Source organism: Rathayibacter tritici (assembly GCF_002932875.1).
In the GTDB taxonomy this organism is placed as follows: Bacteria; Actinomycetota; Actinomycetes; order Actinomycetales; family Microbacteriaceae; genus Rathayibacter; species Rathayibacter tritici.
This window is the reverse complement of record NZ_PSWS01000054.1, coordinates 26071-47401: the sequence shown is the minus strand read 5'-3', so window position 1 is coordinate 47401 and position 21331 is coordinate 26071. Positions and strand designations below refer to the sequence as shown.

The following is a 21331-nucleotide window of genomic DNA, read 5'->3' as shown; positions in this document are numbered from 1 at the left end:
GTTGGTGCAGCTTCAGGTCAGTGCGCGTCGACCGGGATGTGCGCCCGGCTGATCCGCTTGCGGAAAATCCAGTAGGTCCAGGCCTGGTAGCCGACGATGAGCGGCACGAACACCAGGGCGGTCCAACTCATGACCGTCAGCGTATAGGGCGTGCTCGACGCGTTCTCGATCGTCAGCCCGAAAGTGGGGTCGTTCGAGGCGGGCATTACCGCGGGGAACAGCGTCGCGAAGAGGGCGAGCACCGCCAGCGCGATGGTGCCGGCGAGCAGCGCGAAGGCCCGTCCCTCCCGGCCCCGGGTGATAGCGAGCCAGCCACCGACGAGGGTCACGGCCGCCCCCGCCGAGAGCATCCAGGAGGCGGTGCTGCCCTGTCCCAGGTTGGTCCAGGCGAGGAAGACGGCGGCCACAACCACGGCGAGCAGCCCCGCGCGCGTCGCCAGCCGGCGAGCCCGCTGCCGGATCTCCCCCTCCGTCTTCAGCGCGACGAAGACGACTCCGTGCGTGAAGAACAGCAGGAGTGTCGTCGCTCCGCCCAGCAGAGCGTAGGGGTTCAGCAGGTCCAGAACCGTGCCGATGTAGTTGTGGTCAGCGTCCATCGGCACGCCCTGCACGATATTCGCGAAGGCGACGCCCCAGAGAAAGGCGGGCACCGCCGAACCGACGACGATCATCGCGTCGAATCGCCGCTTCCACTCTGCCTCGGGGCGCTGGTGCCGATACTCGAACGAGACGCCGCGGGCGATCAGCGCGAGCAGGATAAGCAGCAGCGGTAGATAGAACCCGCTGAAGAGCGTGGCGTACCACTCCGGGAACGCCGCGAACATCGCGGCTCCGGCAACGATCACCCAGGTCTCGTTGAGATCCCAGACCGGGCCGATCGTATTGATCAGTACCCGGCGATCGGTGTCGTCGCGACCGAGGAACGGAAGCGACATGCCGACACCGAAGTCGAAGCCGTCGAGAACGAAGTAGCCGATGAAGAAGAACGCGACGATCCAGAACCAGAGCACGGCGAGATCCATGAGGTGCCTCCTAGTAGACGGTGCCGACGAGCTGCGGGCGACCGCTTTCCTCGTCGACTTCGGGAGCGTCGTCGGGGCCGGCCTGCGCGGCCCGTTTGATCAGGCGGAACTCGACCACGGCGAGCGTGCCGTAGATCGCGGTGAAGGCGAGTAGCGAGATCAGGACCTCGAGTCCACTCACTCCGGGCGAGACGCCGTCGGCGGTCTTCAGCAGCCCGAACACGAGCCACGGCTGGCGGCCCATCTCGGTGAAGACCCAGCCGACGATCATCGCCATCAGCGGTAGCGGGGCGGCCCAGATCGCGACCTTCCACATCCACTGCTTGGGCTCACGGCCCTTCCGCGTGAACCAGAGGTCGGCAGCTGCGACCCCGATCGCGAGGACGCCGAGTGCCATCATCCAGCGGAACGACCAGTAAGTGACCCAGATGATCGGGGTGTAGTCGCCGGGTCCGTAGACCTCGGTGTACTGCGCCTGAAGATCGTTGATGCCCTCCACAGTGCCGGTGAAGGTGTGCGTCGAGAGGAAGGAGAGCAGGTACGGAATGCGGATCGAGAACAGCTCGCTCGATCCGTCGGGGGTACCCCAAGTGAACACCGAGAACGAGGCGTCGATACCCGTGGACGTGCGGTAGAGCGCCTCCGCCGACGCCATCTTCATCGGCTGAGTGTCGACCATCGCGAGGCCGAGCGAGTCGCCCGTGACCAGGGTCAGCCCGCCGCTGATCACCATCATCCAGGCGCCGAAGGTCAGGGCGGGCCGCATGGTCTCGAGGTGCTGGTTGCGCGAGAGGTGGTAGGCCGCGACGCTGATAATCACGGCCGCCGACACCATGAAGCAGGCGAAGATCGTGTGCGGGAAGGCGGCGAGCGCGACCTTATTCGTCAGGAGTGCCCAGATATCGGTGAGCTCTGCGCGGCCCTTGGACTCGTTGATGCGGAACCCGACTGGATTCTGCATGAAAGCGTTCGCCGCGATGATGAAGTAGGCCGAGAGAGTCGTGCCGAGGGTGGTCAACCAGATGGTCGCCAGGTGCAGTTTCTCGGGCAGCTTGTCCCAACCGAAGATCCAGAGGCCGATGAAGGTCGCCTCGAGGAAGAAGGCGAGCAGGCCTTCGAAGGCGAGTGGCGCGCCGAAGACGTCGCCGACGAAGCGGGAGTAGTCGCTCCAGTTCATCCCGAACTGGAACTCCTGAACAATCCCGGTCACCACGCCCATCGCGAAGTTGATCAGAAAGAGCTTCCCGAAGAATTTCGTCAGCTGGAGGTAGTGCACCTTCCCCGTGCGCACCCAGCAGGTCTGGAAGATCGCGACAGTGAGCGCCATCCCGATCGTGAGCGGGACGAACAGGAAGTGGTAGATCGTCGTCAGACCGAACTGCCACCGTGAGAGCAGGAGCGGATCCAGGAGTTCGTTCACAGCTCAGAGAGTAGGTCGACGGGAGGGGCCCGACGGCCTTCGATCCCCGTACTCGGCCGGATGTGCGCCCCCGTCGCAACACCCCTTCCGGGGTGGTTGCGCTCAGCGTTCCGAGCGCGTTGGTTGATCACTCGCTCGACGTCGAGACAATCCCTCTCGATGTCGAGGAAGGCCTCCGCGCGTTCACAGCCGAGCAGCCCTCGCGTCCGTCGAAGGCTCGGCAGCCAACCTCTCGAGGCCGAGCGATCCGCACCGCCCCCGGCCTCTGAGCGTTCGTCTCACCTTTCCCTGCCTCATTCCCAGGCGCACGCCCGCGACAGTCGCTCTGGGATTTCGTTCACCCGATACCCAGCGGGCGGCGTCATCAGCCGGCGTCAACGCGGGAGCGGGCGCCCGAGAACCAGGCCGGCGCCCGGAAGCCATACCTCAGCACGGGAAGGTCGCGGGTGAGGCGCCAGTAGCCCAGCGCCGCTGCGACGCCGAGAGCGCAGACCAGCAGCGGCACCACCGGACCGATCACGTCCAGCCAGCGCTGGCCCTCGAACAGCAGCAGCACACTGGTCGCGAGCGAGACGAAGAGGACGTGCACCACATACACCGGCAGGGTATTGCGGCCGATGAACGTGATCCAGCCCGCTCCCCGGCGGTGGGAGAGAAAGCGCGCCACGACGAGCCCGGCCAGCACCGCCAGCACGCTGACCAGGACGAGCCCGATCGTCAGCAACGGAAAGCGGCCGCGGACAGCGAGGATCACACCGGCCAGCGCGAGGAACAGCACACCGAAGCCCAGCCCGCTGAGCAGCCCGCGACGCTCGACGAACGCCATCACCGCAGTGCGCAGATACAGCCCGAGCAAGAAGAACATCAGGTAGCGGGCCATACCGTCCCAGGCGATATTGCCGGTGCCCCCGGAGGTGCTCGAACGGATCGCATACCAGAGCACGGCAATCGCCGTCGCGATCCCGATCTGCACGCGCCAGTCGAGCCACCCCTGGGCTAGTTTCGCCAGGACGAAAAAGATCGTCAGCGCGTAGAGGAACCAGAGCCCGTTATGCGGCATCACCGGTTGCAAGAGCAGCGCGAGCAGGTCGGACTCGTCAGTGCCGCCGGGATTGGGGACCACCAAGAAGAAGAGGAACCGCACCACCGACCACAGCAGGAACGCCCATACCAGCAGGCTCAGCCGCGAGCGCCAGAGCTCGGGCCAGGAGCGGGTGAGCACCGAACCCGCGAACAGACCGGACGCAAGAAAGAACAGCGGCATCCGGAACGTGATCAGCAGCAGGTTGATGTCGTTCCACGACTCGGGGGCGATCCCGGCCGTCGTCGTCCACTGCACGGAGTGGGCGAGAGCGACCAGGATGATCGCGATGCCCTTCGCGGTGTCCACCCAGCTGATGCGTGCGCGTGCCATGAGTCCTCGTCGTGGTCATCCGTCGGAAATCGGCCGGCGGCGACGATGGCGCAGGCGATGAGCAAGTGTTACACAGCTGTGGATCAGCTGTGACGTTTCGCACACTTCAGAATCGGTCGATCCGGTGACGCTGGAGCGACCACGGGGTGGACGAACCGACGATCCTCCTCCGAGTCGGCCCCGGCCGCCCCACGGATGTCCGATGATCGAGGCATGACTCCAGCGACGTCCCCCGGTTCCCCTCGCCGCATCCGCCTGCGCCTGCTGGTCGCGCTCCTGGTGCTTGCGCTGATCCTCGGCAGCGTCGCCGCGGCCCTCGCGCTCGCCTCCCGGAGCGGAGGGACGGCCGCTCCCGCCGTGACCTCCTCCGCTCCCGCCCCGACCTCCTCGGTCGACATGGCCGAGCGGGTCGCCGGGCTGGAGAAGCGTTTCGCGGGCGGATTCCCGCAGCACAGCATCGTCCTCACCGGCAGCTCCACAATCGGCCGCTGGACGAGCTCGAAGGAGGATCTGCGTCCGCTCGAGACCTACAACATCGGGATCGGCGGGACGACGGTTGCCGACCACCTCGCCTGGCTCGACCGGATGATCACTCCCTTCAATCCGCGCGCCGTCATCGTCTACGTCGGTGCCAACGACATCACCGGCGAAGCGGATTCACGCAGCGGCGCGCAGACCGCGGATGCGGTCATCGAGTACCTCCAGCGCGTCGAGGAGGTCGCCCCGGAGGCGGAGCTCTACTACGTCGAGATCGCCGAGACTCCGGCGCGCGCGTCCGTCAGCGCGGAGGTCCGCGCCGCGAACAGCGCCATCAGCGCCTATGCCGAGACCGACGACCGCGTCACGTTCGTGCCGACCGCGCAGGTACTACTCACCCCCGACGGGTCGATCGACCCCTCCCTCTTCCTCGATGACGGCCTGCACTTCAACGACGCCGGCTACGCCCGCTTCTCGGAGGCGGTCCGCGCGGTGGTCCTGCCCGCCCTGGAGTAAGGACCGGCGGCGGACGCGGACGCCCCCTTCCGTGCCAACGGACGGGGAGGGGCGGGCCGGTCGGTCAGCTGCAGACCGTGCCGTCCATCGGCGTGCAGGAGCGGAGGTTCCGGACCCCAGCGTTGACCCTGATGGGGGCCACTGTCTTTCGCTCCCGGAAGCCTATCCTGGCCCCGCGCCATCGCCGACGCGGGCCCACTGCACCGTCGCAGTCCTCTGCCTCTTCGGCAGCGCCGACCGTCTCGGAGTCACCGATGCCCCGCTCGAGGAACCGCCTGCGCACTCTCGCACTAGTCTCCGCTCTGGCGGTCACGGCCGCCGCGCTCGTCGCGGGCCCCGCGGCCCCGGCCTCCGCCGCCCCGGTCGTGCCCGCCGGCTTCACCGATTCGCTGGTGGCCGCCGTCCCCTCGCCGACCGCCCTCGCCTTCACCACTGACGGGCGGACCCTGGTCTCCTCGCAGACCGGCGCGATCCGGGTGCTGCGCGCAGGCGCGCTGGTCGCCACTCCGGCGCTCGATCTGCGCTCGAGAATCTGCTCGAACGGCGAGCGCGGCGTGCTCGGCCTCGCGGTCGACCCCGCTCCCGGCTCCCGGACGGTCGTCGTTTACTACACCGCGAAGGGCTCCGACGCCTCCTGCCCCACCAACGCGAGCGGCACCACGAACCCCACGGGGGCACCCCGCAACCGCGTCTCCTCGTTCCACCTCGGGACCGACGACCGCATCGACCCGGCCTCCGAGCGCGTCCTCCTCGACGGCATCTACTCCCCCGCGGGTAATCACAACGCCGGCGACCTCGCCATCGGCAAGGACGGCCTGCTCTACGTCAGCGTCGGCGATGGGGGCTGCGACTACCGCGGCGGAGTGGGCTCGCCGGGTGGCAGCGGCTGCGGCGGCCGCAACGACGCGGCCCGCGACCCGAACATCCTCAACGGCAAGATCCTCCGGATCACCCTCACCGGCGGGATCCCGGCCGGTAACCCCTACCAGGGCACCGGCAGCGCCTCCTGCCGACTCGCTCCTGCCGCTGACGGCCTGCGCTGCCGCGAGACGTTCGCGAGCGGGCTGCGGAATCCGTTCCGCATGGCGTTCGACCCGAACGCGGCCGGTACCGTCTTCCGCATCAATGACGTCGGCCAGGACTCCTAGGAGGAAATCGACCAGGGCGCGGCCGGCGCCGACTACGGCTGGAACTCCCGCGAGGGCCACTGCGCGCAGACCGGCTCCGCCTCGAACTGCGGAGCCCCAGCACCGGCCGGACTCACCGATCCGCTCTTCGACTACGCGCACAGCAGCGGCTGCGGCTCGATCACCGGCGGCGCCTTCGTCCCGAACGGCGTCTGGCCGGCCGCGTACAGCGGCTCCTACCTCTTCGGCGACTACGTCTGCGGGAAGATCAGGACCCTTGATCGCACAGGCACCGCCGGCGACCTCGTGACCGGCCTCGGTGGCAGCAGCGCGGTCGCGATGGCCTTCGGCCCCTCGCGCGGAACGCAAGATCTCTTCTACACCAGCTACGCGAACGGCGGCCAACTGCGTCGGCTGGCCTACACCGCCGCGGCGAACCGCGCACCGACCGCGACCCTCTCTGCGGCCCCCTCCTCGGGCGCGGCGCCTCTCGCCGCGCGGTTGAACGGCACCGGCAGCAGCGACCCTGAGGGCGGCGCACTGCGCTACTTCTGGTCCTTCGGGGATGGCACACCCGACCGCATCACGACCGGACCGACCTTCACGCACAGCTATGCGGCAGGCCGCTGGACCGCGACCCTCCGCGTCCTCGATCCGAAGGGGGCGGTCTCGGCTGCCGCAACGACGACGATCACCTCGGGCGATCGCGCTCCGAGCGTGAGCATCACCGCGCCCGCGGACGGCGCAGTCTTCGTCTCAGGGCGGAGCTACCGCCTGCGCGCGACGGCGACCGACCCGGAGGACGGCGCCCTCCCCGCGTCGGCACTGACCTGGACGGTCCAGCGCCGTCACGCCGAGCACACGCATCCGTTCCTCGGCCCGCTGACCGGGAACGACCTCGCCTTCACCGCCCCCGGCCCGGAGGACCTCGCAGCCGCCGCGAACAGCGACCTGCTGATCAGCGTGACCGCGACCGATTCGGACGGAGTCTCCGCGACGGCCACGCGCACGTTCTCGCCGCAGAAGGTGTCCGTCACTCTCGTCACCGAGCCCGCCGGGCGCACGGTCGTGGTCAACGGGAGCGAGGTCCGCGGAGGGACGAGCGTCGTCTCGTGGGCGGGCTCGGCACTCCAGCTCGAGGTCCCCGACCAGACCGACGCATCGGGCACCGCCTACCGTTTCTCCTCCTGGTCCGACGGTGGCGCCGCCTCCCACAGCGTCGTCACTCCTCTGAGCGGCACGACGCTGACGGCGACCCTCGTCGCGCTCCCCAGAGCGCCGACCGTCGTGACGGGTTCGGCGGGCTCCGGAGACACGGCCACGCTCTCGTGGTCGCCCCCGGCGGGCACGGGCGGTCCGGCGATCGTCACCGTACCGTGACCACGCGATACCCACTCGGCATCCACGAGCCTCCCGGGCGCAGCCCTGCCGCCGCCCAGCCGCCCGCCCCTACGATCGAGCCATGCCGAGCATCCGGAGCCGCCCCTCCCGCGTCGGGGGCCCGCGGTGAACGACACCCTCACCGACATCCTCGACGTCGTGGTCGGCGTCCCCCCGATCTGGCGCACCCTCCTCGCCGGGCTCGCGATCTTCTTCGAGACGACGATCCTGGCGGGCCTGATCGTCCCCGGCGACACGATCGTGATCGTCAGCGCCACCGGCGTCACCTCCCCGCTCCAGTTCGTCGCGCTCGCCGTCACCGTCGTCATCGGTGCCCTCTGCGGCGAGTCCGTCGGCTTTTACCTCGGTCGCTGGTTCGGCCCGCGGATCCGCACCTCCCGCCTCGGACGTCGGCTCGGCGAGAAGAACTGGTTGCGGGCCGAGCGCTACCTCGCCCGGCGCGGCGGGATCGCGGTGTTCCTCTCGCGCTTCCTGCCGGTGCTGCACTCGCTGATCCCGCTCACCGTAGGGATGAGCGGCATGCGCTATCGCACCTTCATGGCGTGGACGATCCCGGCGTGCGTGCTCTGGTCCTCGGCGTACGTCGGTGTCGGCGCTGCGGCGGCTGGCAGCTACCGAGAACTCTCCGAGAGCCTGCACGGCGCGGGCTACATCTTCGTCGGCGTCATCGTCGTCTTCGCGCTGCTCGTGCTCCTGGGCAAGAAGCTCCTCAACCGAGCGGAGGCGCGTCACCTCGATGAGTGACGCGCCTCCGGGGGTGGATCTGGCGAGGATCAGTCGAGCAGACCCGCCGAGGTCAGCCACTCGCCCGCGACGGCCGAGGCCGACTTCTGGTCGTTGACGCTCTCGGAGTTGAGGGCGACCAGATCGTCCGCCGTCAGCTTCGCGCTGACCGCGTTCAGCACCGCGGCGGCATCGTCCGTGATCTTGCTCGAGACGATCGGCACGACGTTGTCGGCGACGAACAGTCCGTCCGGGTCCGCCAGGGCAACCAAGTCGTTCTTCTGGATGTTCGGGTCGGCGGTGTAGACGTTCGCCAGCTGGATCTGGTTGCTGGTGAGCGCGTCGACCGTGGTCGATCCGCCGCTGTCCTCGATCGCCTGGAAGGTGGTCGAGATGCCGTACTTGGACTGCAGGGCCTCGGGCCCGTAGGGGCGCGTCTGCAGCTCGGAGTTGCCACCGACCACGATCGGGTCGGTGACGTTCTTCAGCGATGCGATATCGGTGAGCTTCCACTTGTCGGCGAAAGCCTTCGTCACCGTGTAGGAATTCTGGTCGCTGGCGCCGGCCGCATCAAGGGCACGGAGGCCGTCGGGCAGGGCCCCGCCGAGCGCGGAGTAGACGTCCTCGGCGGTCGTCGCCGTCGCGTCGGGCTGGAGCGCCTGGAGGAGGCTGCCGTCGTACTCCGGGAAGACGTCGATGGATCCGCTCTCGATCTCGGGCAGGTAGATCTCTCGCTGGCCGATGCGCAGTTGGCGGTCGACGGTGAGGCCGTCGTTCTCCAGTGCCTGCGCGTAGATCTCGGCGAGGATCTCGTTGGAGTAGTAGTCCTGCGAGCCGACCACGATGGTCTCGGCGCCCGCAGTCGCACCCGATCCCTCATCCAGCGGATCGCTCGAAGAACACCCTGCCAGTGCCACGACGGCACCGACCGCGAGTGCGCTCAACGCGACACGGCCCTTCGTGAAATGTGCTGTGAACATTGCTATTTCCCTTCTTCGATGGGGATTCCCACCACCGCGCGTCGTCGGGGCGACGAGGCGCGGGAACCTGTGCGGCCGGCGGAACCGGCCAGACCGAGCACGACTCCGCGCGGCACGGCGAGACGCTGGAGGACGGCGAAGACGATCTCGCTGAGCAGCGTCAGGACAATCACCAGGATCGAGCCCGCGAGCATCTGCGGATAATCACCCGACTTCACTCCGCGGAAGATGTACTGGCCGAGTCCGCCGGCGCCGATGTAGTCGGCGAGGGTGGCGGTGGCGATGATCTGCAGCGTCGCGGAGCGCAGCCCGCCGAGCAACAGCGGCAGGCCCAGGGGGATCTCCACCCTCGTCAGGATCTGCCACTCCGTCATCCCCAGCGAGCGCGCCGCGTCGATTGTGCGACGGTCAACCGCCTCGAGTCCGGCGTAGGCCCCGGCGAGCACCGACGGAATCGCGAGCACGACCAACGCGATCAGCGGAGCACCCAGACCCAGACCCAGGCTCATCGCCGCAAGGACGAGCACGCCGAGCGTCGGCAGAGCGCGCAGACCACCGGCGACCGGGACCGCGATGCCCTTGCCGCGACCGGTGTGCCCGATCAGGTAGCCGATCGGGATCGCGATCGCCGCCGCGATCACCAGCACCAGCAGGCTGATGCCGATGTGCTGGGCGACGCGGGTCGGGATCGGATAGTCGCCGCTCCAGTGCGCGGGATCGGTGATCCACGCGAAGGCCGCAGCGATGAGGTTCACGTCGTCACCGCCCCTTCGATGGCGACCGGTCGACGTGCGCGGCGGGCGCGATCCAGTGCCGTCCACGGCATCAGCAGGCGCCCGATCGCCACCAGCAGCCCGTCGAGCACCAGCGCCAGCACGATAGTGAGCACGATGCCGGTGACGATCTCGCCGGTGATGCCGCGCTGGAAGCCGTCGGTGAAGAGCAGGCCGAGGCTTTGGATCCCGAGCACCGCCCCGACCGTGACCAGGCTGACCGTGCTCACGGTCACCACCCGCAGCCCCGAAAGCAGCACGGGACCGGCGAGCGGGAACTCCACCCGCCAGAAGCGCGCCCAACCGGAGTAGCCCATTGCGGTCGCCGACTGGCGGACGTCGTCCGAGACGGCGCCAAGAGCGTCAGAGGTCGTGCGGACCATCAGCGCGACACCGTAAAGGGTCAGGCCGGTGATCACATTCGCTGTCGAGCGCAGCGGGATCCCCAGCAGAACCGGCAACAGAATGAACATCGCCAGCGAGGGGATCGCATAGAGCACACCGAGCCCGGTCAACAGCGTGCCGCGGCTCCAGCGGTAACGGTTCGCGAACCAGCCGAACGGCAGCGAGACGAGAAAGCTGAGCAGGATCGGCGGCACCGAGAGAGCCAGATGCGCCAGCTGGTTCGCGACGATCGCGTCCGTATTGTTGACGACCCAGGTCACGCGGCGGGGCCGTCCTGTGAGCGCAGCACACCCGTGGGGCGCCCGTCACTATCCACGACGATGCGCACGCCGTCGCGCTCCAGAATGTGGAGGGAGCGCTTGCCGCGGTCGGCTCCCACGAAGCCGGCCACGAACTCGCTCGCGGGATTCGCGAGGATCTCGGCCGGTGAGCCCTTTTGCGCGATCCGGCCGCCCTTCTCCAGAATCACGACCTGGTCGCCGAGCAGGAACGCCTCGTCGATGTCGTGGGTGACGAAGACGACCGTCTTGTCGAGCTCGTCCTGGAGGCGCAGCGTCTCGCGCTGCAGGTCGGCGCGCACCAGAGGGTCGACGGCTCCGAACGGCTCGTCCATGAGCAGGATGTTCGGGTCCACGGCGAGGCCGCGCGCCACTCCGACGCGTTGCTGCTGACCGCCCGAGAGCTGGCTCGGGTAGCGGGTGGCGAGCGAGCGGTCCAGGCCCACCGTGTCCATCAGCTCCAGCGCGTGGACGTGCGCCTGCTTCTTCGAAACGCCATTCAACCGCGGCACGGTCGCGATGTTGTCGATCACCTTCCGATGCGGCAGGAGTCCGGAGTTCTGCATCACGTAGCCGATCCGGCGGCGCAGTGCTACGGCCGGGAGCGAAGAGATGTTTTCGCCGTCGATCTCGATCGTGCCGCCGGTGGGCTCGATCATCCGGTTGATCATGCGCAGGATCGTGGTCTTACCGCAGCCGGACGAACCGACGAAGACGGTGGTCTGCCGGGACTCCAGCACGAGCGAGAAGTCGTCGACCGCTCGCGTGCCGTCCGGGTACTGCTTGCTGACGCCACGGAACTCGATCACGAAACTGCCCGCCGTCCGGCGGAGTGCGCGCCGATTCGTCCCTGTCCCACGTCTGTGCCCGCTCTCGCTCCGCGCGTGTGGCCGCTACACGACCCGTCGACCCCGAACGGGGCCAGGCGGTCAGCCAAACACCATTCGGAGCCGCCTGCCAACCCGAGGCGCCGCGTGTTGCGGGATGTTCCGGGAGCGGCTAGGCGTCCACTGCTGTCACGGAGGTGACGCCGCGGGCGGGTTGGCGCCACGACCGGTCTAGGGAGCCGCTGCGCGCGGTCGCGCCGGTTCGAGAGCGGGGGCCTCGTCGGCGACTACTTGTACGAGCCGTCTCGCTGCTGCTGTAAGCGCGGCCGAGCACCCCTCGGTGCCGACGGTCGTTGCCGTGAGCACGGCTTCGTTGAGGATCTCGAGCTGAGCTTGATGGACCGGGTCACGAGCCAGGACGGCCTCGATCAGGACGGCTCGGTCGGGGAAGTAACGGTAGAACGTTCCGGCTGCCACTCCCGCGCGCTTCACGACCTCGCAGATCGTGAGTCGGTCCCGGCCGACCTCCGCCATGACCACCGTCGCCGCCCGGAGGAGCCGCTCGCGCGTCTCGATCCCGCGCTGTTGCCGCGGCCGCACCCCATTGGTGCCGGGTGCCACGGTGTTCCTCCGCAGAACGTTCAGCTCCGGTGAGCCCGTAGGGGTGATGGATGTGGTGCCGCTCATGGTCTCTCCTTGATCGGGGTCGATCGGGCGTGCTGCGCGATGGACGACACGGACCCGCCGCGGAGTGCCGCCCGTGTTCCTCTTGGGCACAGCGCTGTCGTGGTCTTCCCGACTCCGCTCTTCTTATGGGCGGCGAGCACTGAGACGACACGAGTCGACGTCGCCTCCCCGATGGTCTCGGTCGGGATGTGCTCGACGCAGGTGGTCAAGCTCCGTCTGCACTCGCCGGCGGTGAAGGTGGCGGGCGCCTCGGAGCCGTCGTAGACGCGGGAGTTGACGGCGCAGCAAACCTTGTCGCGGGTCTGCCAGTAGGCCTCGACCATGATCGTGGCGCCTCGGAAACCTCGCCGTCGACGATTGCTCCGTCCTTGACGGTGTCGGTCAGCGCCACCAACGCGGTGGAGTTGATGTGCATGTCGGGAGTCGTGACCTTCACGACCTCGCCCTTCGCATTCGACACGTCCGCCCAGCTGCTGTTGAACAGCGTGGTCAGGACATCGTTCAACTTCGCGAGTTGCTCCGGAGGCAGGTTGTTTCGGTCGCCGGCGCTCGTCAGACCGTCTCAATCGATGCACGCAGTCTCCTTCTCCAGATGACGGGGAGGCCCGCCGCAACGGCCTCTGCGGACCAGAGGCAGCGGGTGGTAGTGTATCGCTTACCGATCAACCAACACTACCCCACCGATACACCATTGCTCGTCGATTCCACGTGGTCGGTCGTTGCTTGCCTGCGCGTCGCAGAACGGCGGGATCCCCCTCACCCAGGCTCTGCTGGACCTTCCCTTACGGGAAGATGGACGCATGTCCCCGAAAGTTGAATGGCCGACACCCGAAGCGAGACCCGTGGATGTCGAAATCGCGATCCTGGTCAACGGCAACCGTTCGCGCGCTGAGGTCCTCAGGTACCTCGACACGGTGACCGGGGCGACGCGAGGCGTCATCGCACGAGAAACGGGCATCGCATACGGTACCCTCGGCCGCGTCCTCGACGATCTGCGGAGGTACGGGGTCGTGACAGTAGACTACGGGCGCGAATCGACTGCCGATGATCCCAGTAAGCAACAGGGCGGCCTCTACTCACGGAACCACTACCGCCTGTGGGAGCTGGATCTTGCGTGGCACAACTACACCAATCCGTCGCGGCAACGCACAATGGAACAACACCTTCAGCTTGAGGTTGTGAAGTCAGAGGGAAGTCCTGCCCTCAAGAGACTCGCTGAGTCTCACCTGGAACGGCTCCGAAGCGGTGATCCAGTACCCTAGCTGTCAACACCTCCGAAGGAGGAACTTCTCCACCTGCTCTTCAAAGAATTCAGGCTGCGTATTCCATTCGAGGAGGTGCGGCGCTGGCGGGAACTCCACGAGTTCGACAAGAGAGCGATTTCTTACTGCGAGCTCCTCGCTCTCTCGCCACGATGAATCAGCGTCACCTCGGGAGTGGAGCACGAGCGTAGGCACTCGCAAAGATCGGTGTGTCCTATCGAGCTGCTCGAAGCTTACCGGGCGCTCCATGTGTGCGAAACGGCTCAGGAGTCGTGACTCAAGGGACCAACAGACGAGACCGATGAGGAAGCCGGGTACTCGCGCCGCAGTCATCCCGCGCTCGAGCGCTGCGCGCCAGTTCAGTGCCGGACCAACCAGCACGAGGTTCGTGATGCGCCCGCGAAACTCGGGCTCATCGGCGAGCATCAGGGCGATCGTCCCGCCCATCGACCAGCCGAAGAGTGTCACGGACTGTGCGCCGCTCTCCACGGCGAAGCGGACGGCTCGCGCGACGTCGGCCGCCTCCCGGAGCCCGAGGGTCGATCCTTCCCGGCCTCCACTTTCACCGTCGCCATAGAACGAGGGGACGAGGGACGTGTAGCCGAGGCGCTGCGCCACCCTCACGCCGCGGAGCGCAGATGCGCGGGATGACTTGATGCCGTGTATGTGGATGACCCATCGGTTGTCTGATTCTCCGGGGAAGACCCACGCCGGCCGAGGTGCTCCCTCGGTCTCGATCAATACTTCCGTGAATTCATAACCTGTGGTCCACGCGTTCGCGAAGGCGTGACCGGTCCATCGTCCTGAGAGCCTGCCGCCCGCGGGGGCGTCCGTAGCGAGGAGGACCTTCCTGGTGACCGTTGCGTTCGAAGGATCGGTGAAGACGATCTCTCCGACGGAGAAGTGGCCGCCGCCTCGAACCCAGATACCGTAACGACCAGGACGTTCCACGAGAGGTGTCCGGTGAAGGACCAGCTCTGATCGATCCGGGTCGTAGGTGAAGTCGATCGTTGTGCGACGTCCTTCGAGTACAATGCGTCGCATGAGTGCGATGTCTACTGCGAGGAGAAGAAGCAGCGCGACGATAACCGTCGAGGCGGAAGTAACCGCGATCATTCAGAGATTCCCTTGTCGTTCGATACTTTCGAAATTGCAGCCAATTCTCCTGCGTGGCCTAAGTGCGCGAGCAGGTCTTCGTTTACCCTCTTCAATAGTTTTGCCTCTCGACTGGTGAGAAATGCATTGTTGTCATTGATTTCGTCTAAAACCCATGTTGTGTCCGCATAAGCTCGAGCACGAGGCTCGCTGGCGGTGATCGCGATGAAGACGCTTGCAACTCCTGGCTTGCTATTCGTAATCTTGTCGAGGAGAAGGCTGATCCGCAGGGCTCGGATGCGCCAAAGTGGCTGGAGCTGCTTATGTTGCCGCCGAATAAAGAATGAACCCCAGCCAACCGCGAGAAGCGCAACGCCGAAGCAAAAGAGAACGTAAAAGAACGCCTTGAGACCTTGCTGTGCCTCACGAGATCCCAGGCCAAAATGCCCGATTGTGAGATAAATGAGGTGCGACGCACATGCAATTGCGATGAGGCGATAGCCCCACAAGAACCAGCCCAGGACGCTCACCGCGCGGTTCGCCACGAGCAGAAGGGAGTGAGCTGCTATAGTCCCGATAGCGACGATATATACCATGAGATAGATGTAGCAAGCAAGCTGACCGAGATGATCATCGACAAAAGTTGCCGCAGTGGGGCCGATTCTCTCAATAGAGAAGAACGGAATTGCCTCGGCCGCTAATACCAATGCGAGTAGCCATAGGCGACGTGGGCGCACCGTCTTGTTCACCAGCAGGCCGACTGCGCGGCGGAAAAACCAGAACGAGCACGTAGCGGCGAGAGCCTCGACCAGATTCCATAGATTGGTTCCGCCGAGCAAGCCGTCGACGGTAGCGAGGGGGACTCCAATGTTCAGCGTGAGCATCCCGATGAGTGCGAAGAACGACGCGAGCCACGCTGGCCGTGCCGCGGAATTCTTGAGCGAGGAGCGGGCTCGGCCTATACACAGCACGAGCAGTAGCGTCACCGTGAGGAGCACGCAGGCGCTAATCAGATGGCTTGTCAGCCACGACGTTGCGCCCATCATCCGAACTCTTCCTCTCCGGGTGCAAGCCGAGTCTCGAGCATCGTTCGCATCAGCTCGAGCGCGAACAGTTCTGCGACCAGCTCCGACGGGTCATTGACGAGACCGCGACCACGGAGGATGTTGGCTCCGCGGAAGGCTTCATCATCTATGGCCACACCTAATCTCCGGAGAAGCACGCAGTCAGTGTGCTTGAAGACCGCGTGCCCTATCTCGTGCAGGACGCAGTGAATCTGGTAGACCTCAGCGTCCGCGAGTCGATACCAGATGTGACCTTTCGTCTCCGTATCGCGGAAGAGGCCCGTCAAACGTCGGAGCTTGTCGTCGGTCACTGCCTCGATGACGAGCGGCTTCCCATATACCTCCTCGGCGCGCGCAACGATCACATTGAGCCCGCCCTCCGGGGGCAACCGAAGCCGCTGAATCATTCGCCGAACAACTTTCCGCGCTGATTTTTTGTCCGAGTCTTCGGAGGCCGCGCTCACTCCCCCGCGCTCCCACCGGCTCGGCGCAAGAGATCGGCGATCGCCCGGATCTCGTCGACGCCTAGCCCGCTCAGATTCCGAGCAGCGATCCGAGCTGTGCCCGTCCGCCGCATCGTCTCCTCGAGTTCGAGCTGCGCCTCGAAACGTTCGGCGGCGTCGGCATCCATCAGCCGGAGGTACGCACCATCTGCGCCGAGAGCCACACTGATCGCCACGCTGACGGCCCCTGCCGGCACGCTGGGCATCGCCCCGTCCAACAGGTCTTCCCACTGGGAGAACGAGAGGGCGACGCCGATGCGACCAGAAGCGCGGGACGCTGCGGTGTATGGGTCATCTGGGTGTCGTCTCGCGAGGAACCGTAGTCGTCGGCTGAACTCGTCCACGTCCTCGAGGAAAGTCTCCGACTCGGTGACGGCGTTGCCGGGGCCGAGCCGTGGACGCTCCCCGGCCTTCGCCGCCCTGAACGCCTCAACGGAGTCGAGTTCCAGGAACTGGCAGAGTTCGTCGAATTTCTCGATGTCGATCCGCCGCTTGCCGTGGAGCATCTTTGACAGTTGCCCCTCAGAGACGTCGATCGCGTGAGCTGCCTCGGCGAGGGTTGTGCGTCGCTCGGCCATCGCCGCGCGGAGCCCGCGGCCCAGGGATCGTGTCAGCAAGCCCGGAACGGGCTGCGAAACCATCGGCATGGGGAAGCGTCCTCTCAGATCCCAAACATAGGGAAACCTCTGTTACTGTCTTGCCAAACGGAGCGGCTTGCCAAGCGTACCCGATTCTTGGCGCGGTTCCGCCAACCCACGGGCGTACCCGACGCCCGAGTCCCACGACTTGAAGGGCCTCACATGCGCTCCATCTCGCTCGACGCGGCACTCGCAATCATGACCGTCGAGGGCACCGAACTGATGCGCGCGCTGGATGACGGGGCCGCCCTCTCGCTGGGCGAGCTCGAAGCGAGGACCGGCATCCGTCCCCTGGCTCTCGCACGCAGCGTCAGAACGCTCTCGTCTGCGGGGGTGCTTCGCCGCGGAACTGACGGGCTCATCTTCCGCCCGGACCGTGCCACGCCCGGAGCGAGGGCGAGCAATGATCGGTAATCGACACACGATCTCCCGCATCAGCTCCCCTACTGGCTCGACTTCGGCCGCGTAGACGACCTCTATGCCCGTCTTCTAGATGAGTTAAGCGGGTCACCAATCTTGCAGATTCAAGCTGGGAAACGCGATATCAAACCAACGCTGGACGGATGGACAACTGACGTCCCAGCCCAGCGCTCGTTGCCAGGCTTCCTCGAATCAAAGCACGCAACAGCGAAAGCTATTTGATCAACATAAATTCTGTGGGATCTGATTCTTCCGGCCGTACGTCGAGACGCTTCGTCGCTCGTGCCTATCGATGTTCTCATCGGCGCTGGCTTGCTCCGAGTTCCGTCGCAGCCAGTCTTCCACCTCGCGTTCGAACAGGATGCGGTCGACGTTCCATTCGAGGGCATGAGTAAAATCTTTGAAGATTGCGAGTTCCGTCGTCTCAGCGGTGGCAAACTTGACCGACCGGCTGAGAGGTGCAGCAGTGTCTCCGCCGCGGTGCAGGAGGAGCGTAGGAACGTTGGGCCTGCATGATTACCCGACTGCCTGGTCTGTCCTGCCCAACCTACGGAGGGTCAGGCGCACTGTCTCTCGCGGCAGATGACGGCGCGTGCTGATGTCTCCCACGGGTTCGGCGACGGTGAAGACGGGAGACACCGCGATAAGTCCTTCGACACGAATCCGGACTGCGGCGTCGAGGGTGAAAGCTACTCCAGCGACCATCCCATCAAGATGACCCGAGCTGCGCCGTGTTCACGCGCGAATGCGACGGCCGCGACAATATCGATGACCTGTCGCTCTCCGAACGGCAGCTCCCGCGACGACTCCTCCGCATGTTGCAAGAGCAATGACGCATAGCCAGCGGCTTCAGCGGAGCGAATCCCGCGGAACGTCTGCTCAACGCCCATCGAGTGCCCGTCGACGTGAATCACTCACTTTTCGAACGAATACTGAGAAACGAGAACTCGCGCGCCCTTGCCAAGCTGGTGCTCAATGAAGGATCCCGGCTGGAGAGAGGAGTAAAAGCTGCTTTCCCAGTTCCAGCGGCCTGACGTCTCAGCCAAATCCCCGCTGACTGTCAGAAGATGACGAGTGACAGTTCGCGGGGACGCCGCGACCACGGAACCAATCTGATCACCCCCGGTCCTGAACTTCACGCTTCGCCAAGTCAGCTCATGGACGATGTTCCGCTCATAGGGAATCGACGGAGCGAGACGGTCGAGCTTCGTCACCAGCAAGGTTGGGCCGACGACATTTGAGATGAGGCGTCCCACAAAATGACCCTACATGACGGTTTATCGTAATCCATTCTACTTTTGCTCGAAGCCCGCGGCACATGCATTGAGGGCGAGTGGCAAGGTTGCGGACTTGGCGTGGACGCAGGGACAGACAGTTGTTCTTGGGTCCCCTTCCGGGGGCGGCGACGACGCGAGAATGGAAGGAGACAGGCCGTGCGCGTGTGGCAGCTACGGCGACGCGTATGGGGCTCATCCCCTGACGAGACGTGCCGTCGCCGTGACCAAGACAGTGCAGTCGCCGGGCAGGCGTGTTCGACTGAATCGAACGATCGGAGATCACGGTGTCCGAAGCACTGCTCGTCATAGCTTGAGGCCTCGCTATCGCGGTCGGCTTCACCGTTTGACTCATCAGACGCCGACGATTCCGGGAGGCCGCAGCACCGGCTGGCGCCGCAGCACCCATCCTTCGCGATGTGTATGCAAGCCGCGGAAATCAGGAGCGCTCAGCAGATGAGGGTGGGGCGACCCAGCACGTCTATTACTGTCAGAGGCCCGGATCCCCTCCACGTCTACGGCGTCCACCCCGCTTCGCCTACTGGTAATAAGTAGCGCTCGTTCGATCCCCTCGGCCTCAGGATCAGCTAGGGCAGCCAGCTCGATCCGTCTGCGGGACTGTGCCGGTGAACGATCCCCATACGAAATTTTGCTGGTCGGATGGCGAGACCTGTCGGGTCGTACGCTTTTCCCATGACGAACTACGCCCGCCCCGCTGTCGAGGACCGCGTTTTCAGGGACGACGGCGGTCGGCCCATCCCCTACGGCACCCGTTGGGGAGGAGAATCACCTCCGGACGACAGTTACTCCGTCACCAGCAACACCGAGCGATTCCGGCCCCTGCACGCGATCGCGGACGCCCTGATCGAGCACCTCGCGCGCACCTACGACGTCACGATCAAGGACGACCCAGCCCTCGCATCCCGAGACGAAGCCGAAATCTCCTGGGCTGCCCGTGCCACGCGAGTGACCCCCCGCTCGGTCGACGCTGCACCACTGACGATCGTCTGGACCGGCTTTCCCGGCGTCCTCGTCCACGCCGGAGCACTGCACCGGTTCGAGTACCCCGTCTGCGGATGCGACGCCTGCGACGACGACTGGACTGCCCTCGCCGAGGACCTCGAGCGGACCGTTCTCGACGTCGTCGCGGGTCGCTACGAGGAAAGCATCACCGCCGGCGACGACGGCATCACTGTCGGCTGCCGCATCGGAGGCAACGGCGAACTCGTCATGTGCAGCGGCTACAGCACCACGGCGGGCCAACACCGGGTGACCAGCCACAGCGGGCAGCAGTTGTCCGCACCCTGGAACAGATCGTGGGAGGCCTGGCCACAGCGCCCGCGCTGATGCCCCTCCCGGCTGAGCACTGCACTGTCGGACGCGTCCGGTGATCCATTGCCTATCGCGATGACCTCCAAAGAATCTGCTTGCCGAACTCTTCGTTGGCGTAGAGGCTGGATCCGCAGCCGGTCGACCCTCGATCCTCGCGGGAGGGTTACCGCTGGGTGTCGCTGGTCGCGTCCGCGGCCGCGGTGGCGCGGCGCTTACGGGCGGCCGGGCTACCACCGATCCACCCGGCGCAGCCAGCGGTTGCGAGTGCAAACGTGACGATCACGTTGGCCAGGACCGCGGCGGACAACGCCCGCACGAGCGCCCGTATCTGGGGCGTCTGGGGCGCGTGAGAGCTGGAGCTGGCGAGTGCGGGAGCGGCGATCACGGACTCATCCACACTCGCACCACAACAACTAAACATGACATCCCTCTCCTACGGAAACGGCCCGATACTAACCGGACTGATACCGACCATAGTTGCATCGTATGCGCAGGTTGTCGAGGTCTGGCGGGAAGACAACGGGAGCGCCCTGTAGAGTGAGGTCTGGACCTCATTCAGGAAGTGCTATCCGGAGGGTGCGCGTGCCCAAATTCGCGGCTCCGAGCCAGGATCGTGACTGGGACGACGACGCCGAGGCTGCACGGCAAGCATTCGCGGTCCCGGCTCGTCTTGCGGTGTTGCTGATGCTTCGGGACGCCGGGGAGCCGATCTTGCGGACTCAGATCATGGAGTCAACGGGTCTGAATGCCGACACGGTCCATCGCACGCTGATCTTCCTAGAAGGTTTGGGGATCGTCGAAGCTAATTTGCCACGCACTATGTGGCCGGGCCGCTCGGTGATGTGGCGCGTCAACCACGATCGCTACCAAGCGGTCCTGGATGCCTTCATGCGTCGGATCACCTAAAGTCCGAGCCCTTCCCCGCCTGTCACAGGGATCGTCGCGCCAGTCATGTAGGTGGACTGTGAGACCCAGTAGATGACCGAAGCGATCTCCTCGGGTCGACCGATGCGGCCGAGCGGTGTACGAGCGACGTGCGCTGCTCGGTTCTCTTCGCTCACCAGGGAGAACATGTCTGTCTCAGTTGCTCCAGGTGACACAACGTTGAACCGAATACCAACGCTCCCGTACTCCCACATGGCGGACCGCGCCAGCCCTTCGAGAGCTGCCTTCGAGGCCGTGTAGTGGCTTCCGCCCGGGATGCCGGCGCGAGCTGATTCAGAAGCAACCAGCACGATCGAACCGCCACCGAGGCGGTTCATCTCCCGCACCGCTGCACGGACCACGTTGAACGCGCCGAAGGTGTTCGTCTCAAATACCTCTCGAAGGTCTTCATCTCGCATCCGCACGAGTAAGTCCTGTCGGACGATTCCGGCGTTGACCACGACCGTATCCAGCGTGGTCTCATCGCTCATCGCGCGAGCGTGACGGAAAACTGTGCGCACCGACGCCTGGTCCCGCACATCGGCTTCGACGCCCTGAACTCCTTTTGGGGGGCCGCTACCTCGATGCGTGCCGACGACCTCGAACCCGTTGGCGAGATAGCATCGTGCCGTCGCTGCTCCAATACCACGCGAGGCGCCAAAAACTACCGCCAGCTTTTTCACATCAACCTCCGCTGGGTGTACAGTACTCGATAGCGTGTTCGCTGGATAGCGGGTGTGCTGGACGCATTTCTCACACCTTGAAATCG

At 65.7% G+C, this 21331-nt stretch carries 24 protein-coding genes; 8 read left to right on the top strand and 16 right to left on the bottom strand.

The window, feature by feature from the left end; all coding sequences use genetic code 11:
• Positions 1 to 17: 17 nt before the first annotated feature.
• The 3 genes from cydB to C5D07_RS09565 all read right to left on the bottom strand — a co-directional run bounded on the left by cydB (position 18) and on the right by C5D07_RS09565 (position 3856).
• Entirely contained in the window at positions 18 to 1022 is a 1005-nt protein-coding gene (gene cydB / locus C5D07_RS09575) for a cytochrome d ubiquinol oxidase subunit II (RefSeq protein ID WP_068253722.1), read from the bottom strand.
• Positions 1023 to 1032: 10 nt separating this feature from the next.
• A complete protein-coding gene (locus C5D07_RS09570; RefSeq protein ID WP_104259239.1) occupies positions 1033 to 2442 on the bottom strand; it encodes a cytochrome ubiquinol oxidase subunit I in 1410 nt (469 codons plus the stop codon).
• Positions 2443 to 2806: 364 nt separating this feature from the next.
• Positions 2807 to 3856 (bottom strand): acyltransferase family protein, encoded by a 1050-nt coding sequence (locus C5D07_RS09565; RefSeq protein WP_068253728.1) that lies wholly within the window; start codon positions 3854 to 3856, stop codon positions 2807 to 2809.
• A gap of 213 nt (positions 3857 to 4069) precedes the next feature.
• On the opposite strand from C5D07_RS09565, the gene C5D07_RS09560 reads away from it, so the two are divergent.
• From C5D07_RS09560 to C5D07_RS09550, 4 genes are all read left to right on the top strand, one after another.
• A complete protein-coding gene (locus tag C5D07_RS09560; RefSeq protein ID WP_068253730.1) occupies positions 4070 to 4849 on the top strand; it encodes a DUF459 domain-containing protein in 780 nt (259 codons plus the stop codon).
• Between the two features lie 254 nt (positions 4850 to 5103).
• Complete coding sequence (locus tag C5D07_RS16150; RefSeq protein ID WP_068253733.1) at positions 5104 to 5997, top strand: PQQ-dependent sugar dehydrogenase; 894 nt, start codon at positions 5104 to 5106, stop codon at positions 5995 to 5997.
• A gap of 285 nt (positions 5998 to 6282) precedes the next feature.
• Positions 6283 to 7356, top strand: a complete 1074-nt coding sequence (locus C5D07_RS16145; protein ID WP_068253736.1) for a PKD domain-containing protein — start codon at positions 6283 to 6285, stop codon at positions 7354 to 7356.
• Between the two features lie 126 nt (positions 7357 to 7482).
• On the top strand, positions 7483 to 8121 hold the full coding sequence (locus tag C5D07_RS09550; protein WP_104259238.1) for a DedA family protein: 639 nt from the start codon (positions 7483 to 7485) through the stop codon (positions 8119 to 8121).
• A 29-nt stretch (positions 8122 to 8150) separates the two neighbouring features.
• Here the strand turns inward: C5D07_RS09550 and C5D07_RS09545 are convergent, their stop codons facing one another.
• The 6 genes from C5D07_RS09545 to C5D07_RS15390 all read right to left on the bottom strand — a co-directional run bounded on the left by C5D07_RS09545 (position 8151) and on the right by C5D07_RS15390 (position 12373).
• A complete protein-coding gene (locus C5D07_RS09545; protein ID WP_068253742.1) occupies positions 8151 to 9080 on the bottom strand; it encodes a glycine betaine ABC transporter substrate-binding protein in 930 nt (309 codons plus the stop codon).
• 2 nt (positions 9081 to 9082) lie between these two features.
• Positions 9083 to 9835, bottom strand: coding sequence for an ABC transporter permease (locus tag C5D07_RS09540; protein WP_068253745.1), 753 nt, complete (start codon positions 9833 to 9835; stop codon positions 9083 to 9085).
• Positions 9832 to 10518 carry an ABC transporter permease gene (locus C5D07_RS09535; protein ID WP_104259237.1) on the bottom strand — a complete coding sequence of 229 codons (687 nt, stop codon included), beginning with the start codon at positions 10516 to 10518 and terminating at the stop codon, positions 9832 to 9834. The genes C5D07_RS09540 and C5D07_RS09535 overlap by 4 nt, the downstream gene beginning before the upstream one ends.
• Positions 10515 to 11345 (bottom strand): ABC transporter ATP-binding protein, encoded by an 831-nt coding sequence (locus C5D07_RS09530; protein WP_068253751.1) that lies wholly within the window; start codon positions 11343 to 11345, stop codon positions 10515 to 10517. Before C5D07_RS09530 ends, C5D07_RS09535 begins: the two co-directional genes overlap by 4 nt.
• A gap of 249 nt (positions 11346 to 11594) precedes the next feature.
• A complete protein-coding gene (locus C5D07_RS09525; protein WP_068253754.1) occupies positions 11595 to 12050 on the bottom strand; it encodes a TetR/AcrR family transcriptional regulator in 456 nt (151 codons plus the stop codon).
• Positions 12047 to 12373, bottom strand: a complete 327-nt coding sequence (locus C5D07_RS15390) for a hypothetical protein (RefSeq protein WP_146076680.1) — start codon at positions 12371 to 12373, stop codon at positions 12047 to 12049. Before C5D07_RS15390 ends, C5D07_RS09525 begins: the two co-directional genes overlap by 4 nt.
• A 477-nt stretch (positions 12374 to 12850) precedes the next feature.
• Between C5D07_RS15390 and C5D07_RS15385 the strand changes: the two genes are divergently transcribed.
• Positions 12851 to 13312 carry a helix-turn-helix transcriptional regulator gene (locus tag C5D07_RS15385; protein ID WP_146076679.1) on the top strand — a complete coding sequence of 154 codons (462 nt, stop codon included), beginning with the start codon at positions 12851 to 12853 and terminating at the stop codon, positions 13310 to 13312.
• Positions 13313 to 13315: 3 nt separating this feature from the next.
• On the opposite strand, the gene C5D07_RS09515 is transcribed toward C5D07_RS15385, so the two are convergent.
• Genes C5D07_RS09515 through C5D07_RS09505 form a run of 4 tightly spaced genes read right to left on the bottom strand, consistent with a single transcriptional unit; the run spans position 13316 to position 16591 of the window.
• Complete coding sequence (locus C5D07_RS09515; RefSeq protein WP_104259235.1) at positions 13316 to 14428, bottom strand: alpha/beta hydrolase family protein; 1113 nt, start codon at positions 14426 to 14428, stop codon at positions 13316 to 13318.
• Entirely contained in the window at positions 14425 to 15453 is a 1029-nt protein-coding gene (locus C5D07_RS15380) for a hypothetical protein (RefSeq protein WP_146076678.1), read from the bottom strand. Before C5D07_RS15380 ends, C5D07_RS09515 begins: the two co-directional genes overlap by 4 nt.
• The gene (locus tag C5D07_RS09510) at positions 15450 to 15935 is read right to left on the bottom strand and encodes a hypothetical protein (RefSeq protein ID WP_170063539.1); all 486 of its coding nucleotides are present in this window, start codon (positions 15933 to 15935) and stop codon (positions 15450 to 15452) included. Before C5D07_RS09510 ends, C5D07_RS15380 begins: the two co-directional genes overlap by 4 nt.
• On the bottom strand, positions 15932 to 16591 hold the full coding sequence (locus tag C5D07_RS09505; RefSeq protein ID WP_170063538.1) for a helix-turn-helix domain-containing protein: 660 nt from the start codon (positions 16589 to 16591) through the stop codon (positions 15932 to 15934). Before C5D07_RS09505 ends, C5D07_RS09510 begins: the two co-directional genes overlap by 4 nt.
• 183 nt (positions 16592 to 16774) lie before the next feature.
• On the opposite strand from C5D07_RS09505, the gene C5D07_RS09500 reads away from it, so the two are divergent.
• Positions 16775 to 17026 (top strand): hypothetical protein, encoded by a 252-nt coding sequence (locus C5D07_RS09500; RefSeq protein WP_104259232.1) that lies wholly within the window; start codon positions 16775 to 16777, stop codon positions 17024 to 17026.
• A 695-nt stretch (positions 17027 to 17721) separates the two neighbouring features.
• Here C5D07_RS09500 and C5D07_RS09495 read toward each other — a convergent pair.
• Together C5D07_RS09495 and C5D07_RS15375 are read right to left on the bottom strand one after the other, a co-directional pair.
• Entirely contained in the window at positions 17722 to 17946 is a 225-nt protein-coding gene (locus C5D07_RS09495) for an alpha/beta hydrolase (protein WP_104259231.1), read from the bottom strand.
• Positions 17947 to 18288: a recombinase family protein gene (locus C5D07_RS15375; RefSeq protein WP_146076676.1), complete on the bottom strand. Its 342-nt coding sequence runs from the start codon at positions 18286 to 18288 to the stop codon at positions 17947 to 17949.
• Positions 18289 to 18999: 711 nt separating this feature from the next.
• Between C5D07_RS15375 and C5D07_RS09490 the strand changes: the two genes are divergently transcribed.
• Positions 19000 to 19653 carry a DUF6226 family protein gene (locus C5D07_RS09490; RefSeq protein ID WP_104259230.1) on the top strand — a complete coding sequence of 218 codons (654 nt, stop codon included), beginning with the start codon at positions 19000 to 19002 and terminating at the stop codon, positions 19651 to 19653.
• Between the two features lie 567 nt (positions 19654 to 20220).
• Positions 20221 to 20544, top strand: coding sequence for a helix-turn-helix domain-containing protein (locus C5D07_RS09480; protein ID WP_104271882.1), 324 nt, complete (start codon positions 20221 to 20223; stop codon positions 20542 to 20544).
• Here C5D07_RS09480 and C5D07_RS09475 read toward each other — a convergent pair.
• Positions 20541 to 21245, bottom strand: coding sequence for an SDR family NAD(P)-dependent oxidoreductase (locus tag C5D07_RS09475; protein ID WP_170063537.1), 705 nt, complete (start codon positions 21243 to 21245; stop codon positions 20541 to 20543). The genes C5D07_RS09480 and C5D07_RS09475 overlap by 4 nt on opposite strands.
• Between the last annotated feature and the right edge of the window lie 86 nt (positions 21246 to 21331).